16 protein-coding genes are annotated in these 17,557 nt (G+C 57.4%); 9 read left to right on the forward strand and 7 right to left on the reverse strand.

Annotated features, from left to right (window positions below; translation table 11 throughout):
* Positions 1-928: 928 nt before the first annotated feature.
* Both QZ862_RS05275 and QZ862_RS05280 read right to left on the reverse strand, forming a co-directional pair.
* Positions 929-1,555, reverse strand: a complete 627-nt coding sequence (locus QZ862_RS05275; RefSeq protein ID WP_296097957.1) for a GDSL-type esterase/lipase family protein — start codon at positions 1,553-1,555, stop codon at positions 929-931.
* Positions 1,556-1,621: 66 nt separating this feature from the next.
* Positions 1,622-2,560 (reverse strand): 2-dehydro-3-deoxygalactonokinase, encoded by a 939-nt coding sequence (locus tag QZ862_RS05280; RefSeq protein WP_296097959.1) that lies wholly within the window; start codon positions 2,558-2,560, stop codon positions 1,622-1,624.
* A gap of 89 nt (positions 2,561-2,649) precedes the next feature.
* Between QZ862_RS05280 and QZ862_RS05285 the strand changes: the two genes are divergently transcribed.
* From QZ862_RS05285 to QZ862_RS05325, 9 genes are all read left to right on the forward strand, one after another.
* A complete protein-coding gene (locus tag QZ862_RS05285; RefSeq protein ID WP_296037347.1) occupies positions 2,650-3,558 on the forward strand; it encodes a dihydrodipicolinate synthase family protein in 909 nt (302 codons plus the stop codon).
* The gene (locus QZ862_RS05290) at positions 3,555-4,721 is read left to right on the forward strand and encodes a mandelate racemase/muconate lactonizing enzyme family protein (protein WP_296097961.1); all 1,167 of its coding nucleotides are present in this window, start codon (positions 3,555-3,557) and stop codon (positions 4,719-4,721) included. The genes QZ862_RS05285 and QZ862_RS05290 overlap by 4 nt, the downstream gene beginning before the upstream one ends.
* Before the next feature lie 24 nt (positions 4,722-4,745).
* Positions 4,746-6,017: a sugar ABC transporter substrate-binding protein gene (locus tag QZ862_RS05295; protein ID WP_296097963.1), complete on the forward strand. Its 1,272-nt coding sequence runs from the start codon at positions 4,746-4,748 to the stop codon at positions 6,015-6,017.
* Positions 6,018-6,087: 70 nt separating this feature from the next.
* Positions 6,088-7,014 carry a sugar ABC transporter permease gene (locus QZ862_RS05300; protein WP_296022483.1) on the forward strand — a complete coding sequence of 309 codons (927 nt, stop codon included), beginning with the start codon at positions 6,088-6,090 and terminating at the stop codon, positions 7,012-7,014.
* 10 nt (positions 7,015-7,024) lie between these two features.
* Positions 7,025-7,855, forward strand: coding sequence for a carbohydrate ABC transporter permease (locus tag QZ862_RS05305; protein ID WP_062597666.1), 831 nt, complete (start codon positions 7,025-7,027; stop codon positions 7,853-7,855).
* Between the two features lie 2 nt (positions 7,856-7,857).
* Positions 7,858-8,940 (forward strand): sn-glycerol-3-phosphate ABC transporter ATP-binding protein UgpC, encoded by a 1,083-nt coding sequence (gene ugpC, locus QZ862_RS05310; protein WP_296097965.1) that lies wholly within the window; start codon positions 7,858-7,860, stop codon positions 8,938-8,940.
* Positions 8,937-9,920 carry an NAD(P)-dependent oxidoreductase gene (locus tag QZ862_RS05315; protein WP_296097967.1) on the forward strand — a complete coding sequence of 328 codons (984 nt, stop codon included), beginning with the start codon at positions 8,937-8,939 and terminating at the stop codon, positions 9,918-9,920. Before ugpC ends, QZ862_RS05315 begins: the two co-directional genes overlap by 4 nt.
* Complete coding sequence (locus QZ862_RS05320) at positions 9,917-11,599, forward strand: SMP-30/gluconolactonase/LRE family protein (protein ID WP_296022476.1); 1,683 nt, start codon at positions 9,917-9,919, stop codon at positions 11,597-11,599. Before QZ862_RS05315 ends, QZ862_RS05320 begins: the two co-directional genes overlap by 4 nt.
* 4 nt (positions 11,600-11,603) lie before the next feature.
* Complete coding sequence (locus QZ862_RS05325; protein ID WP_296022473.1) at positions 11,604-12,365, forward strand: SDR family oxidoreductase; 762 nt, start codon at positions 11,604-11,606, stop codon at positions 12,363-12,365.
* A 263-nt stretch (positions 12,366-12,628) separates the two neighbouring features.
* Here QZ862_RS05325 and QZ862_RS05330 read toward each other — a convergent pair whose 3' ends face one another.
* The 5 genes from QZ862_RS05330 to QZ862_RS05350 are packed head-to-tail and all read right to left on the reverse strand — an operon-like array spanning position 12,629 to position 17,511.
* Positions 12,629-13,786 (reverse strand): PatB family C-S lyase, encoded by a 1,158-nt coding sequence (locus tag QZ862_RS05330; protein ID WP_296097969.1) that lies wholly within the window; start codon positions 13,784-13,786, stop codon positions 12,629-12,631.
* Between the two features lie 5 nt (positions 13,787-13,791).
* Complete coding sequence (locus QZ862_RS05335; protein WP_296097972.1) at positions 13,792-14,550, reverse strand: SDR family oxidoreductase; 759 nt, start codon at positions 14,548-14,550, stop codon at positions 13,792-13,794.
* Positions 14,550-15,476: a dihydrodipicolinate synthase family protein gene (locus QZ862_RS05340; protein WP_296097974.1), complete on the reverse strand. Its 927-nt coding sequence runs from the start codon at positions 15,474-15,476 to the stop codon at positions 14,550-14,552. Before QZ862_RS05340 ends, QZ862_RS05335 begins: the two co-directional genes overlap by 1 nt.
* A gap of 2 nt (positions 15,477-15,478) precedes the next feature.
* A complete protein-coding gene (locus QZ862_RS05345) occupies positions 15,479-16,852 on the reverse strand; it encodes an amidohydrolase family protein (RefSeq protein ID WP_296097976.1) in 1,374 nt (457 codons plus the stop codon).
* Positions 16,849-17,511: an aspartate/glutamate racemase family protein gene (locus tag QZ862_RS05350; protein WP_113327685.1), complete on the reverse strand. Its 663-nt coding sequence runs from the start codon at positions 17,509-17,511 to the stop codon at positions 16,849-16,851. Before QZ862_RS05350 ends, QZ862_RS05345 begins: the two co-directional genes overlap by 4 nt.
* Between the last annotated feature and the right edge of the window lie 46 nt (positions 17,512-17,557).

The following is a 17,557-nucleotide window of genomic DNA, read 5'->3' on the forward strand; positions in this document are numbered from 1 at the left end:
AATCTGAAGTCGGCCTCCAGGTAGGTTGGTTGTCACAGGAGCCAGTCCCGGCGTGATCTACTGTCTGGATAGTCGTTGCGGGCAATTTCGCGATTGATTGAGCACGGATGGTTTCAATAGAAGCGGGGGAGCTGCTTGCATAATTCGCTGTGCAGGGTAGGCGGGTTCGCAGCATCTGAGGGTAAACCTTGTCAGGTGACAAGGTTTAGGGGACCCGAGGTGATATCCCGACAGCTCGCTACCTTGTCAGCTGACAAGGTTTGCAAGAAAGTCTCCTGCTTGCACGGCTTGAGGTTCATACTGACCGACCCAATGACGGGTGCGCGCTGCAGTAAAACCATCCCGATGAGAGGCAGCTATTATGAGCGGTTTTATTGGAGCGAGGTAGAAGGCTCCCTCCCAGTGGCGAATATTACCTTAGAACTATCGCGACTACTCCTTAATGCCAGGCGACGTTAAATGCGAGCGGGATGTAAGAAGCCCCGTATGTGGTTGCAGCGGCATGCGTTCAATCTGACCCTTGGCTCGATTGTATTTCTAGAGTTGAGCCTGAGCGGCAAGCAGCGAACGAAAGGGGTCTATCTTTGGTGCAAATGGATAATGGACCAACTACCACACCCGCAGAGATCATTGTATCGCATCGCTCGACGGGTTTGAGGCAGGGATCTGCGCAGGCTTCGTCGTTCTCTTCTGTGAGATTCTGGTGATGATAAAGGGCCTGGGCTTTGGAGATAATTGGGAAGCTCTTAGGAACATCGATAAAATGAAAACCTAATCCGGCGGCATCCCGTCGTTGGCCGCTCGACGCCGCAGGACCACTCCCCCGTAGAAAATGTGCAGGCGCAGGTAGTGAAGACCAATCCTGGCCGTGCCGCACACTGCAGATCCATCCCTGTCCAAGACTAGATTGTGGATGGGTCGGCTGACCTCAGTTCAGCAAGCTATGAGATTTTTTGAGGGCCTCAGACCAAACCGCGTACCCTGCCGTATTCAGATGAACCAGATCCGGCAAGTAATAGCGGAACATTGGCAACCCATTTTCTCCGAGGAGACCGGCGTTCGGGTCTAGCCAGGTTGTTTGCTCGCAATTATGACACCAGTCTTGAGCCTGCTCGTTAAAGAGGCCGAACTCATGGCGATAGATCCAGCGCGCTGGACTTGGCTTGATCGCCAGCACGGTTACCTCGGCAAGTGGCAACGCTTGGGATATACGGTAACGCAAATCCTGTAGGTGCTGAAGCGTTGTTTCAGCCTTAAGGCCGTCGCTGGCTATATCGTTCTCTCCGAAATACAGTAGCACCTGGGTTGGATTCAGTGGGACAAGAAGCTTGTCCAAGTAGTGGCTGGCAGAAAGGTATGTCCCGCCGCCAAACCCGAGATTGACGATATCCAGGGAGCCAAGGTCCTCTGTGACAGAGCTCCATATCCGGAACGACGAGGAGCCATACAAGGCTATCGGGTTGGCTGGAAGACCTATACGTTGCAGGCGGGCGAGAATAGCCACAATATCGTTTTCGTGGCGACTGGTGCCTATACTAGCTGGGAAGTCGTACATCGTAGCCTCGGAACCTCTGGTTTGGGAGAATGACGGCGAGAGCTGCCAACCAGCAAATTATCGAGGTCACGATGGCGTTTGCGCAAGGATAGCCAGCGCTCCTTTCGCCAGAGTGTCATCTGCGGCGACCGAAGTTTTGAGCCCGAAAACCTCTGCGGCAATAAGATAAAGATCGTTTAGCCCGTCATTTCCGACGATTCTTCCATCATCTCCCTCCGTGAACCATCCTGCCTCGCGGGCTTGCCGAAATTCCTGCCCTATGACCAGCCCATGCACATAAGAGCGCAGCTGCTCCGGCGAAAGCCGGCCAGCAAGCCCACCAGTTCTCGCCGAAAACATCAGCGACAGCATGGCCCCGGATTGCTTGGCCTCTGTCAGGCCCCAGCGAAAGGCATCCGGATCGTCGACTGGCGGCTGCGTAGATCCTCGGGCGATGAAGGAATGATTGATGAGCAAGTTGAAGATCTCACCTGTCACGAATGTCTGGAAGCCATCGATCCGTTGCTCCTTCACGCGCGCCCATTTGCTGTGGGTGCCGGGTATGATGAGCGTTGAGTCCTCTTCTAGACCATAGCCCACGATCAGGGTTTCTTCACCTCGCATCACATCGGGAAAGGGCATTCGGGCTGGGTCATTGAGACCGGGTAAGAAGAAGAGATCGGAGCCGTTTGGTAGCGATCTTCGAATGGCGCCGGCAGCAAGTTCACTGGGACCCGCGGGGCACGGTACATAGGCAACCTCGACCCAACCGTTTCGGCTCGTAATCATCCCCAATGCGGCGACCGGCAAGGCCCCATGGCTTGAGAACCAGGGCGTAAGTGCGTCCATGAGCGCGGCCTCGTGTTGGCCTTCAACGAGACTCGATATGCCGCTGCCGGTCTCAAGATTATCAAGTTCTTGGCCGCCTTCTCCGACGAGGGCTGCCCTCAAAGAGGTCGTTCCCCAATCCACGATAATTGATGTCGCTGTTTCCGCCGCCATGTCGCGCCCTCTTCTTTCGTTCATCTTGGGGCTTGTCATAAAGCGCGAGGATATGTAGTGTCAATTAGTGAAATCAAGGTATCAATATATGATACCTAATATGGAGGTAGATCATGGTTGCTGGCCTAAGAGGGATATTGCCCGTTTTGCCGACTCCATTTTTGGACGATGGCAATGTTGACGAGGTGGGTATGAAGCGCCTCGTGGCCTTCGCGCTGGATAAAGGCGTGGACGGTGTCGTGTTCCCTGGTTTTGCAAGTGAAGTGGAGACCCTCAATGCGGTGGAGCGCGCCACGTTGCTGAAAATCGTCGTCGATGCGGTGGCCGAAAGGGTTCCGGTGGTGGCAGGCGCGAGTGCGGCCGACTGGCGCGAGGTCGTTGAGCATGGAAGTGCTGCATCGTCGCTTGGCATCCGGTACCTCATGGTCCAACCCCCTAAATCGGTCGGCACGGATGCATCGGCATTGATAGACTTCCTCGGCAAAGTCATTGAGGCACTCCCTGACGTACAAATCATCTTGCAAAACGCACCTGCACCTCGCGGCTCAGACCTCTCGCCTGAGGCGATCGTGGAGATTGTAAATGCCTTGCCGCAGGTCACGTACGTTAAGGAAGAAACCCTTCCCGCCGGTCCAGCTATCAGCCACATCATCGCAAATGCCCCGTCGACGCTTCAGGGTGTTATCGGTGGCGGTGGCGCTCGCTACATTCTCGACGAATATGCCCGAGGTGCTACGGCCGCGATGCCTGCGCTTGAGATCGCCGAGGAACATGTGGCCATCGACCGGGCGCTTGTTGCCGGGCGGCAGGAAGAGGCTCGCAGGATTTATGTCCGCACTTTGCCGCTTCTGGTGTTGCAGGCGGTCTACCGTATGCGACTGACAAAATACGTGCTGGCCCGTCGCGGCGTGATCGATAGCCTCAGCGTGCGCGCTCCAACACCCGAACTTGATGCGGCAGCCATTACCGATATTGACGCTAATCTGGTCGAACTCGGTCTTGTTACACCGGAGGCCGCATGAATAGCCCCGTCGCATCCATCGAAGTTTTCACGCTGACGCAGCCGCGAAAGGTTCCTTATCTCGGCGCGCTCCGGGAAGGGGAGGTGGTCAATCCCAATGGTTACATCGTTCGCAAGGGTAACCGAACCGTATATCCTACGTTTGACCGGAGCGTGTTGGTCCGCATGACGACAAAGTCCGGCATTGTAGGTTGGGGAGAGACCTACGGTATCGTAGCGCCCGGCGCGGTGGCCGCTTTGATCAACGATCTTCTGGCCGGTTTCGTCATTGGGCGCGATGCGTCCGATCCAGCTGCGATCTATGACGACCTATACGATATGATGCGGGCACGCGGTTATACCGGAGGATTTTACGTCGATGCGCTTGCCGCACTCGACATTGCGCTTTGGGACATCGCCGGGCAGGAAGCTGGGAAATCGGTTCGCGAGCTTCTTGGCGGAGGTGTGGAAAGCTTCCCTGCCTATGTTTCCGGTTTGCCTGAAAAGACATTGAAGGCGCGGGGCGACCTTGCGAAATACTGGCAGGATCGTGGTTTTGATGCTTTCAAATTCGCCACACCGGTGGCTGACGATGGCCCGGCGGCCGAAATCGCCAACCTTCGGCAGGTCCTCGGCCCAAAGGCAAAGATTGCCGCCGACATGCACTGGAACCAGACGCCGGAACGAGCGCTGGAGCTCATTGCCGAAATGAAACCTTTCGACCCCTGGTTTGCCGAAGCCCCGGTCTGGACCGAAGACATAGGCGGACTGGAATTGGTTTCGAAGGGAACAGACGTTCCGATTGCCGTTGGCGAGGAATGGCGCACCCATTGGGACATGCGCGCCCGGGTCGAGCGCTGCCGCATCTCCATCGTGCAGCCGGAGATGGGACACAAGGGCATCACCAATTTCGTCCGTATTGGCGCTCTTGCGGCCGAGCATGGCATCGATGTCATCCCACACGCAACCGTTGGTGCGGGCATCTTCCTCGCCGCCAGCCTGCAGGCGTCGTCAACATTGGCGACCCTGAAGGGTCACGAGTTTCAGCACTCGATATTCGAGCCCAACCGCCGCCTGCTTGCTGGCGACATGGATTGCCGCGAAGGCAGCTACTACCTGCCTTCCGGACCGGGACTTGGCGTCAAGCCGTCGGAGGCGGCACTCGCACTTATTGAACGTATCTGAACTGGTTTTCTGGAGGAGGAACCCATGACCAAAGGAATAAAGAAGCTGGCGCTTGGCACAGCGACCGCGATGCTGATGACAATGGGCGCATTTGCGCCTGCCATGGCTGATACGGTGCTGAAATTCATCTCTTGGCAAACCGACGATGCCGGTACCGGCGAATGGTGGCGTTCCGCCATCGCCGCCTTCGAGAATCAGCATCCGGGCGTGAAAATCGAGTTCACCAAAACTGAGCGTAGTTCCTACGCAGATACGATGACGACGCTTTTTGCGGCCAATCAGCCACCGCAAATCGTGCATCTGGCGTCTTTCGAGTTTCAGATGTTTGCCGATAGCGGGTGGCTCGAGCCTCTCGATCCTTGGCTGAAGAAGGACGGCATCGACATGAAGGGTTGGGCCGGACAGCAAAAATGCGAATGGAATGGAGAAACCGTCTGCATCATGACCAACTATTTCGGGTTCGTGATGGCTTACAATAAAAAGATTCTAGATGAGGCGGGCGTCGCGGTTCCGAAGACCTATGATGAGTTCCTGGCCGCTGCGAAAGCGACAACGAAAGATCTGAACGGCGACGGCATTGTCGATCAGTTCGGCACTGGCCATGAAACCAAGGGCGGTCCGGGCCAATATCTGACAGAGATGCTGAACTACATCCTCGACGCCGGAGCCTACTGGACGGACAAGGATGGCAACATCACCATCGACACGCCACAAATGGTCGAGGGTCTTTCACGCTGGAAAACCGTGATGAAGAGCGGCGTCAGCCCAGTGGATATGAGCGCCAGCGACGTGCGCAAGCTTTTTGCCGATGGCAAAATGGCGATGCGCCTCGATGGACCGTGGCTCTACGGTACAACCGAAAAGGGTTCGGCCAAGGCTGACATCGTTTATGTCGCTCCGCCGCTTCACCCGCCGCTCGGCGGTTCATCCAACGTGCTGGCCATGCCGGCTGATATCCCCGACGACCAGAAAGCCCTTGTATGGGATTTTATCAAGTTGACGATGTCACCAGAATTCCAGCGCAGCTACGCCACCCTCGGCGGGAATACGCCGCCAAGCCCGACTGCCGACGTCTCGGGTGTGGAGAAGACCATCCCACATTTTCCTGTGCTGATCGAGACGATGAAGGCCGCATCCGATGCGGGGATCGACCGCATCCCGACTGGACTTGAGCTCTTCTACAATGAGTTTAGCAAGATGGTGATGGAAGAAAGCCAGAGGATGATCATTCAGGATCTCGATCCGGCAGAAGTGGCCAAAACCATGCAGGCCAAGGCCGAAGCCATTAAGGGTTAATCCCGTCGTTTTGCCATTGCCCATTTGAAGGGCTGTTGGCCACCATTCGCATCCGGCAGGAGGACCATCCATGACCGAACCCGTTCAGGCTGGGCGTCGCAAGTTTTTCGATCTTGCGCGTCCTAGCCGACAACATCTCCTCGGCTATATTCTGATCGCGCCCGCGGTCCTGATGGTTGCCGCCATCATCGTCTGGCCGCTCGTTCTGGCCATCGACCTGTCGTTTCAGCAGGTCAAGATACCGCGGCTCGGCGGGGCTGGCCGTCCATTCTCCCTTGCCAATTATAATTGGCTGTTTTCGTCGCCGGAATTCTGGTTGGCGTGTTGGGTAACACTGAAGCTGGTGATTGTCGTCACCGCAGGCAGCGTTGCCGTTGGTCTGAGCACGGCGCTTCTCGCCAACAATCGCTTCAAGGGGCGAGCCGTTGCGCGGCTGGGAATGGCACTGCCTTGGGCCGTGCCGGAGATCATTGCGGTTGTCATCTTTGCGTGGATGTTCGACACGTCCTTTGGCCTGTTCGGCTGGCTGTCGATCAAGCTCGGTTTTACCGACCAGATGATACCTTGGGTCAGTAGTTCCACGGCGGCCTTTTGGGCCGTTGCCATTACCATGGTGTGGAAGGGCTTTCCCTTCGTGTCGATCATGTGCCTTGCCGGTCTACAATCCATTCCCGCTGATTATTACGCGGCCGCCAAGGTAGATGGCGCGAGTGTGTGGCAGCGGTTCCGCTGGATCACAATGCCGCTGTTGATGCCGGTCCTAGGCGTGACGCTGGTGCTGACGCTGCTGTGGGTGTTCCGCGACTTTTCGATTATCAAGGTTCTGACCGGTGGCGGGCCGCTGCGTTCGACGCAGACGCTGTCCATCATGACCTATGACCAGGCCTTCCAGTATCACAATTTCGGCCGCGCCGCCGCTGTCGGCGTGTTGACGCTGGTGATCTGCATCGTCGCGAGCCTGTTGATGCTCGGCCGGCGTTCGAAATCGATCTATTGAGGGGGCTTTGATGAAACGGACATTTTTACAGAGCCTTGCTCTCTACGCGACCGTCATCTTCACGCTGGTCATGATCCTCTTCCCGGTCTACTGGCTTCTCGTCACGGCGCTATCCACCACTGATGAGCTATACCGACTGCCGCCGACCTTCTGGCCGGAAGACGCGCAGTGGGACATATTCGCCCGTGTCTGGGCCGCAAAACCTATCCTGCTCTGGCTCTGGAATTCGATGCTGGCGGCCATCGGTTCTGTGGCGCTGTCGATGCTGGTTTCGGTCAGCGCCGGTTACGCGCTATCGCGTTATTCCATGAGGGGCGGCGCGACTATGGGTCTCTTCGTTCTGACGGCGAAGATGTTGCCCGCAACCTTGCTGGTCATACCGCTGTTTTCGATCTTCTCCAGCTTCGGCCTGATCGGTAGCCTGTGGACGCTGGTGCTGGCGCATTCGACTATGATCATTCCGTTCGCCACATGGATGCTAAAAGGCTATTTCGATACGATTCCTAAAGAACTGGAACAGGCCGCCATGGTCGACGGCTGTTCACCAGTTGGCGCGATGGTGCGCGTTGTGCTTCCCATCGCAACGCCCGGTCTGGCCGCCACCGCACTCTATGCCTTCGTGCTGAGTTGGGCCGACTATGCCTATGCCCGCACCTTTCTCGTCAACTCGCCGGACAATTGGACGGCTAATCTCGGCATCACCACGATGCAAGGCGAATACGTCACCTACTGGAATGACATTTCCGCCGCATCCGTGTTCATCGCGCTGCCGATCATCGCAATCTACCTGTTCCTTGAACGTTATTTGGTCGGCGGCCTGACCGCTGGCGCGGAGAAATAAGCATGGCCAATATTTCCATTCGCAACGTCAGCAAGTCTTATGGTGCCCTTAATGTGCTCAGGCCGTTCTCGCTCGAAATCGAGAACGGAGAGTTCGTGGTGCTGGTCGGGCCATCGGGCTGCGGCAAGTCGACAATGCTGAAAATCCTTGCTGGTCTCGAGCCGGCCAGCGAGGGACAAATTTTTATCGGTGATAACGAGGTCACGGATCTTGCGCCCGGAGACCGCGATATTGCCATGGTATTCCAAAACTATGCACTTTACCCGCATCTGACCGTGCGCCAGAATATTGGCTTCGGTCTGAAGATGCGCGGCACCGATAAGGCTGAGCTCGACCGCCGTGTAGACGATGCGGCGCGCATTCTGGAAGTAACGCCCTATCTTGATCGTAAGCCCAAGGACCTCTCCGGGGGGCAGCGTCAGCGCGTCGCTCTTGGTCGCGCTATCGTGCGCCAGCCGCAGGCCTTCCTAATGGATGAGCCCTTGTCCAACCTCGACGCAAAGCTACGTGTCCACATGCGTGCCGAAATCGGCGCTTTGCACAAACGCATCGGCGTCACCACAGTTTACGTCACACATGATCAGGTGGAAGCCATGACCATGGCGGACCGCGTGGTTATCATGCAGGGCGGCGTCATTCAGCAGATCGCTGGGCCGGACGAGCTTTTCAACAATCCGGCCAATCTCTTCGTTGCCGGTTTCATCGGCTCGCCGGGTATGAATTTTCTGAATGCGGAGCTACACAACGGTGCGCTAAAACTGTTTGGTCAAACAATCACCATGCCATCTGCGAAGGCCCGTGAGGGCAATGTGGTTGTCGGTCTGCGACCTGAGCACCTGACCCTGGGCGACGCGCCCGTGACTTTCACCGTCCGCCCGACACTGGTGGAAAGTTTGGGGTCGGAGAAGTACGTTTACTTCGACGACGAAGCCGCAAGGATAGCCGATGGAGAGGACGGTAAGTCGAAGGGGCTGATAGCGCGCGTCTCGCACACCGGCAATCTTCCTGGCAATGAGGCCCTAAGGCTTGGTTTCGATCCTGCTCAGCTTTACTTCTTCGACGCGAAGACCGGAGTACGGCTATGATCCTTGTCACCGGATCGGCAGGCCGTGTCGGGCGCGCCGTGGTAGTGGCATTGCGCTCACGGGGCCGCATCGTTCGCGGCCTTGATTTGAGGCCGTCTGGAACCGGGGGCGAGGAAATTGTTGGTTCGCTCGAAGATGCCGAGGCTATTTTCAAAGCCATGGACGGCGTGAGCGATGTCCTGCATCTAGGAGCCTTCATGTCCTGGTTGGCCGCTGATCGCGACAGCATGTTCGCTGTCAATGTCGAGGGCACACGTCGGCTTCTGGACGCGGCCTCATTGGCTGGAGTGCGGCGGTTCATCTTTGCTTCTTCCGGTGAGGTTTACCCGGAAAACCGTCCGGAGTTCCTACCAATTACCGAAGATCACCCGCTTCGGCCAAATTCGCCCTATGGTCTTACGAAGCTGCTGGGAGAAGAGCTGGTCCACTTTCATCAGCGGCTGGGCCGCATGGAAACCGTTATCCTGCGTTTCTCTCACACGCAGGATGCAGGGGAACTGCTAGATGAGGAGAGTTTCTTTTCCGGTCCTCGGTTTTTCCTGCGCCCGCGTATTCGCCAGCAATTGAGTTTTGGAAACACAGCCATCGCCGACTTGCTGCAATCTCACGATATCGGTGAGCCATCGCATATACTCGCGCGAAATGAAAACGGCCGACCGTTCCGCATGCATATGACCGATACACGTGACATGGTGGCGGGCATCCTGCTCGCTCTCGACCATCCGAAGGCCGCAGGTGGCACCTTCAATCTGGGTGCCGATGAACCGGCCGATTTTGCGGAGCTTCTGCCGAAGATTTCGTCGCTGACCGGCCTTCCCATCGTAACAGTCGATTTTCCCGGCGACGGCGTCTATTACCATACGTCCAACGAGCGGATCAGAAACACCTTGGGGTTTGAAGCGCAATGGACGATGGACCGGATGCTGGACGACGCGGCGGCCGCAAGGCGGCGGCGAGGCGCGATGGGGCAGGGGCAATGAAACCGGAGACGCCGGGTGGCACGGCAGCGCTGTCCAAGGGACTGACGCTGCTTGACATGGTTGCCGACGCGCCGGAGCCGTTAAGGTTTGCGGATCTGTTGCGCGCGTCTGGTCTGCCAAAGCCGACCTTTGCGCGAATCCTACGCACGCTCATCGCTTATGGTCTCGTCCGCCAGGATGAGGCACGTGGCACCTATGTTCTCGGCCAGCGCTTTCTGGAAATGTCCCACAAGGTCTGGGAGAGCTTCGATCTCGTCTCTGCGGCAACGCCGGAACTCGAGCGTCTCGCGGCCGAACTCGGGGAGACGGTGGCGCTCTGCAAGCTTGACGGCACGATGACGCAGTATCTCGCGGAGCGCTCGCCGAATGGTCTTTCGGTGCGCGTCGAAGTGGGGCGTCGCGTTCCGCTTCATTGCACGGCGCCCGGCAAGGCGCTACTCGCCTTCCAGGATCCTGCAGTTGGTCGTACCCTGCTGGATCGCTTGGCGCTCGACTTGCAGACAGCCAAAACCATCACCACCCTTGAGGCGCTACAGGCCGATCTCACATTGACGCGGGCGCGAGGGTATTCAATTTCTTATGAGGAGCATCTACCCGGAGTAAATTCGGTGGCTGCCCCTGTTATGGGCCGCGACAATACCCCGATGGGCGTGCTCGTCGCATTGGGGCCGTCATCGCGGCTCGATCCCTCCAATATTCATCCCACTGGTCGCGAACTGATTGCCGCTGCTCGGCGGATCACAGGCGCAGCCGGGGCAGTGGCAATCAGCTCACGACCACGCCCGCGTTCAGCAACGGGTCGCCCTAACGCTGAGCTCAGTTGCACGCTACCCTGGGGTGCCCAGCTGGGGGAGAGCCCAGCCTGGCACGAAGCGGAACAAGCCCTGTACTGGGTGGATATTCTCCATCCGGCCGTGCACCGCTTTGATCCGGCCACTGGGCGCAACGAAACCTGTGAGACCGGGAAGCTTGTCAGTGCGGTCATCCCGGTCAATGGAGGACGATTGCTCGTGGCGTCGCAGGACGGCTTAGAGTGGCTCGATTTCGCTTCCGGACGGCTGACACCATTTGTCAGCCCGGAGGCGGACATTGCCGACAATCGTCTGAACGACGCCAAATGCGGGCCCGATGGGGCAATATGGGTCGGATCGATGCGCATCGATGCATCGAAGCCTACGGGTGCGCTCTATCGTATTAATTCCGATGGGGCTTTCGAACCAAAGGAGAGCGGAATCGTAGTTTCCAACGGCCTCGGTTGGAGCCCCGATGGGGGGACGTTCTACTTCGTTGACACTGTCCCTGGTCTGATACATGCCTACGACTGCAACCCATTGACCGGGTCGCTGTCGAACCGTCGCGAGTTCGCGCGCATCCCTGTCGCTGACGGTCGGCCCGACGGTCTTGCTGTCGATGCAGAGGGAGGCGTCTGGTGCGCGATTTGGGACGGCTGGTCGGTGCGCCGGTACCTTCCTAGCGGGAAGCTGGATCAGGTGATCGATATGCCGGTTCCACGCCCAACCAGCATCGCTTTCGGCGGGCCAGATTTGTCGACACTTTTCATCACAAGTGCACGTACGCGCCTGCCGGCGTCCACGCTTGCCGACGCGCCGCTCTCCGGCGGACTATTCTCCTGCCGCCCCGGAACCACCGGCGCCGGCATATTTGTCTTCAAAGGATAAATAGATGCAGCTCGAAAGTGTCTTTGGACTGAAAGGCCGTACGGCACTCGTCACGGGTTCGAGCCGCGGCATCGGCGCCGCCATTGCGCAGGGGTTGGCGGGAGCGGGCGCTCGCGTCATCCTCCATGGCGTGAAGCCAGGAGCTGCTGAAGCCGTGCAACGCCAGATCGCCGCAAGCGGCGGTGCAGTGCATGAACTGGCAGGCGACCTCTCCGAGCCCGGTGCCGGTCGTGATCTGGTTGAGCGGGCCGAAGCAATTGCTCCTATCGATATTCTAGTGATCAATGCCAGCGCGCAGATCAACGCCGTGCTCTCAGAACTGACGTCCGAAGATCTTGCCTTTCAGCTGGCGGTCAATCTGGGCTCGACAGTGGAGATGCTGCAAGCCGTTCTCCCGCGTATGGCGGCTCGCAAATGGGGCAGGGTGGTTTCTATTGGTTCGGTCAATCAAGTTCGACCAAAAGGTATCGTTACCGCCTACGCAGCGACAAAGGCTGCGCAGCATAATCTGATTCAAAGCCAGGCGCGTGATTACGCGCGTGATAATGTCTTGCTCAACACACTTGCCCCTGGTCTTATCGACACCGACCGCAACGCCCACCGTCGTGACGAGGATCCGGAAGGCTGGGAAAATTACGTGCGGACGCTGAACTGGATGGGCCGTGCAGGACAGGCGGAGGAACTAGTCGGCGCCGCCATCTTCCTTTCCTCTCAGGCGTGCAGTTTTATGACCGGGGAGAGCATACTCCTAACCGGGGGATATTGACTGATTGCCGGCAACACTGAGCGTGAACCTTTACGAAATGGACGCTATTTGGCCTTGCCAAAAGCCGACGCTGCTTCGCGTCGATGCCTTCCGCCGATCTCATGATTGTCGCATATGTTGCGACGAACTTGCAGGCTGGTTTTTTTAGAGGTGTGTAGCGGATGACGACCGTCTCGCTGAGGTCGAGCACCATGAGCAGCGGTCGGTGCTTGGCTTGCTGGACCAAACGAGGGAGAAGTCCCCTCCGGATAAGTGTCTCGGCGTTAGGGTCGACTGTTGGTAGCTTTCAACGCTCTCTCGATACGATCCAAGCCCTCTACCAGAATTGCGCGTGGGCAGGCGAAATTCAGCCGAATAAAATTGGCATAATCGGGACCAAATTCGGAACCGGCGCTAAAGCCGACTTTGCCATTCACGAGAAAATAGGTTTGTGGATCAGATTCCAGCTTAAGGGCAGTGCAGTCCAGCCAGGCAAGAAACGTGCCTTCGGCCTTGATCACATTGATCGATGGGAAGCGGCGGTTGATCTCATCCGACAGGAAGTCTCGGTTAGATTCGAGATATCGAAGCATCGCAGTCTTCCACTCACCAGCTTGCGTGTAGGCCGCAAGCGTTGCTTCAAGTCCGATAATATTGACGCTGTCCACCATACCAAGCCGTGAGGCTGAAAAGGTCTCGCGCATCCGCCTATTTTTTATAATGGCGAAGGCGGTTTTCAGACCGGCAATATTGTAGGTTTTGCTTGCAGCCATGAGCGTGACGGTACGCTGGGCAGCGTCATCCGACAGTGAGGCAAATGGAATGTGGTGGCGGCCATCGAAGAGAAGTTCGCAGTGAATTTCATCAGAAATGACCAAGACGTTTTGTTCCCGGCATGCATCAGCCATTGATGTGAGTTCTTCTCGGCTGAATACCTTGCCAGTGGGATTTTGTGGATTACAAAGGAGGAATGCCTTTGACTTTCCAAGCTCAGTTTTGAAGGGCTCTAGCTCCAACTCCCAGCCGAACACACCGGGGGTCAGAGCTGCATCGCGACGCATGAGGCCCCAGTGACTGGGAGCGCTGAGGATAGGGCGATAGACTGGCGTCTGCACAGTGATCCCATCGCGAGGCTCCAGAAACGCCTTCATCGCCATGTTGAAACCAGGCTCTACACCTGGAAGGAAAACTATCTCTTCGGGAGCGACTGTCCATTGATATTTGGTTTCAAGGTCTTCAACGATGGCAGTGCGCAATTCGTCCTTCGCAACACCATATCCGAGGATTGGATGTTGCAGCCTGTGCGTAATGGCTTCAATGATCTCCGGCGCTGCTGGAAAATCCATGTCCGCAACCCACATGGGCAAAACATCGGCGGGATATTTACTCCACTTGGAGCTGCCGGTGCCTAGACGGTCATGCACCAAATCGAAATCGGTCATCGTCACTAAATCCCCTTGATCATCCCGCCATCGACACGGATGGAGGAGCCTGTCACATAACTGGCTTTTGTGCTGGCAAGGAATGTTGAGACTGCCGCGAATTCTTCAGGCTTGCCGTAACGACCGATCGGAATGTCTTTCTTCGATGCATTTTGCACCGCTTCGATATCGGCGCCAGTGTTCTTCGCCTTGATGCCGTCGAGTTCGCGAACACGATCTGTGTCGATGCGTCCGGGTAAGATCATGTTGACGGTGACACCGTGTTGACCCACTTCGGATGCGAGCGTCTTCGACCAACCTGCGACGGCTGCGCGAACGCCGTTGGATAGCGCGAGGTTAGCAATGGGCTGCTCCACCCCGGATGAACCGATGGTGATGATGCGGCCCCATTTACGCTCAATCATGCCCTCAAGCATCGCATCGGTAATTGTGAAGATCGATGTGGCCATCATCTCGAATGCAGATACCCAGTGATCGGCGCTCTGACCAAGGGCGGGACCGGCTTTCGGGCCACCGCTGTTGTTGACCAGAATGTCAACGCCGCCGGCTGCGCGAAGCTTCTCGATCAGAGCACCAACGGATGCCTTGTCTGAAAGATCTACCGTCAGAGGCACCACGTTTTCCAAGTTCTCTATTTTGTCCGCGTTACGCGCGGCAGCATAGACCTTCGCGCCTTCAGCAGCGAGGCTTGAGGCGATTGCGGCGCCGAGGCCGCGGCTTGCACCGAGCACGAGAGCGGTTTTTCCAGAGATTCCGAGATCCATCAGTTCAACAACTCCAGTTTTTTCGTCTGACGCTCGATCAGCTTTTCAACTTCCGCAATCGCGGTCTTGCTCAGCGCAGAACCCGGGCGTCGCTGCGCGGCGCTTGCGATCGCGCCGCGTTTCATCAGAATGTATTTGCGCACAGCAAGGCCAAGGCCCGGCTGCTGCTCGTAGCGCATAAGCGGAAGGTAGGCGTCGAACAGATCCTGGGCGTCGTCGAACCTGCCCTCCTGGCTGAGACGGCAGACGCCGACCATCATTTCGGGGTAGGGGAAGCCGGTCATCGCGCCGTCTGCACCTCGCTGCATTTCCTCGGTGAGAAAGACACCGGCATTGCCGCAGAGAATAGAGGTGCGTCGGCGTCCGTTGGCTTCGGCCTGGCGAAGATCGGTAATCTTTTGAAGTCCCGGCCAGTCTTCGTGCTTCACCATCACAATGCTCGGATGTGCCTCGAGAATGACCCCAAGCGTTTTGGATGAAATCTGTATGCCGGTCGAAAGCGGGAAATCCTGCAGCACAACCGGAACATCGGCGCCAACCGTTTGCACGACGTTGCGATAATAGCCGATGATCTGCTCATCCGTTTTGAGCGAAGACGGCGGCGCAACCATGACACCCGCAGCACCCAGATCCATGACCGCCTTGGTCAATTCGCCGATGGCAGCGAGACCGGGGGCTGACACGCCGACGACGACCGCTTTGTCCGCGGAGCGCTTTATCGTCTGTCGTGCGACCTCTAACGACTCCGCCTGGGTGAGCTTCGGCGCCTCACCCATCATGCCAAGGATCGTCAGACCATCTGCGTCTTTTTCATAATAGAAATCGACCATTCGATCGACGCTGGCACGATCCAGCGAACCGTCCTCGTTGAATGGGGTAACGGCAATGACGAAGACGCCTTTGGTTGAAGAATTGATAAGGGGCATGGTCAGGAATCCTCTTCAAACCAGTTGGATTGGCCACGGCGGACATAGTGGCCCGAGCCAGGCTCATTGAGGACGTCGTTACCATCAAAGGCCAGTTGGCCTGAAAGATAGGTGCGCACGACTTTGACCGAAAATTCACGGCCATCGAAGGGGCTCCAGTTCAGTTCGTCATGAGCCTTGGATGAATCCCAGATCGTCTTTTCGCGCGACAGGATAGTAAGGTCTGCATCGCCGCCGACGCGGATCGCGCCTTTCTCTGGCCAAAGGCCGAAGAAGCGCGCAGGACGTTCGCAAAGCTGTTCGACCGTCATTTGCGGCGCGTCCAGTCCCCGCGCTTCTGCCGCCGTGTAGAAGGCGGGAAGAAGTGTTTCGAGACCTGGAACGCCAGCGCCTGCGTCGAAGATGGAGGGTGTGAACTTATTGTCGATTGGCCAACTGGAATGATCTGAACTGACGAAGGCGACGCGGCCAGCGATGATTTCGTCCCATAGCGCATCTATCTGGCCTGGACGAATAGGAGGATTCACCTTCATCTTGGCGCCAAGCTCAGGGCCGTCCTTGTCCGGGTCGAACCAGAGATAATGCACGCATAATTCACCGGTCGCCGCGTAGCCATCTGCCAGATAGTTGTCGACGAGTTGAAAACCACGCGCCGTTGTCAGGTGAACGATGTGGGCATGGGCACCGGCAGACGCCCCCAGCTCGAGAAACTGTGCAGTTGCCGCCAGTTCCGCAGCTGGCGGACGGCTTTCCGAATGGGCCTCGATCCCGTCTCGCCCGGCAGCTTTCGCCAGAGCGATGTGTGCACGAACGATTTCCTGGTCCTCATTATGCACGCCAAGCGGAATGACCGTGTCGGACAATGCCTGAAATGTTGCAAGAATCTGCTGTGCTGCGATCCGCGGGAAACGGGTCGGGCTGCTTTCGAATGTCGAAATCTTGAAAGCAACCACACCTGCTTCGATCAAAGGCTTGATGTCGTCGGTGGTTTGCTCCGGCAAAATCGTTCCATATAGCGCGACATGGGAATGCGCGTGTTCGCGTATTGCCTCGACCTTGTCGTTCAAGCGCTCGACTGTGTTGAGGGGAGCAGGGTTGTCATAGGGCATATCCACGATGGTCGTGATACCGCCAGCGATTGCAGATCGCGTCGTGGAGCGAATGCCCGGAAGCCCGCCATAGGAGCATGCGTGGGTCTGGCCGTCTACAACGCCGGGAATGATGAGGTCGCCGCCCGCGTCATGAAGTTCGGCAGATGGTGGAGCATCGCCGGTTCCAATGGCTTGGACCTTGCCGTCGCCGATGCCGATCCAGGCATGGTCTAGCGGGCCCTCAGGCAGTACTGCGGTGCCGCGTACAATAAGGTCGAAGCTCATCGTCTTGTCCTTCCATATGCCAAATCAAGGTGGGTGACGGCCAGGGTGGCTGCGGCCTGAACCGGATCGATGACCGGGATCCCAAGGTTCTGCTGAAGCGCATCTCTGTAACCGCCGAGACCCGCACAACCGAGAATGACGACATCTGCGCCGTCTTCGTCCCGCAGCAGACGCGCGGTTTGTGAGACGATGTCGACCACGTTCGCGGCGACAAGCTGGCTGACCGTCCTGTCGATCGAACGGTCGCCCGCCAGCCGTTGATCCAGTTTCAGAGTCTTCAAGTAGCGAAGGTGGCGGTCGATCGAGGATTGTCCAAGCGAGATGATCCCAAAGCTGTTGCCCAGTGCGTGCGCGGCAAGATAAGCCGATTCCGCGATGCCATAGACCGGGCGGTCCACATGCTTGCGGACCTCAGCAATGCCGGGATCGGAAAAGCAGGCCAGAATGAAGGCGTCAGCCTGCGATGTCGATACGGCTTCAATGATGTTCGGTATCACTTGGGTAACGTGATCGTCGGTTTCGATACCCGCCGGCGATTTTGCCAGCTCAACGCAATGAAGCGCGTGAGAGGAGCGCGCCCGGACAGGTTCAAGGCACGCCTCCATCGATTGCGTGACGCCCTTCGAGCTGTTCGGATTGATGATGAGGATTTCTGACACGCCTACACCCGCGACATGGCACACCGTGATGGTGTTGCAGATTTAA

Source organism: uncultured Agrobacterium sp. (genome assembly GCA_913777615.1).
GTDB lineage: Bacteria > Pseudomonadota > Alphaproteobacteria > Rhizobiales > Rhizobiaceae > Agrobacterium.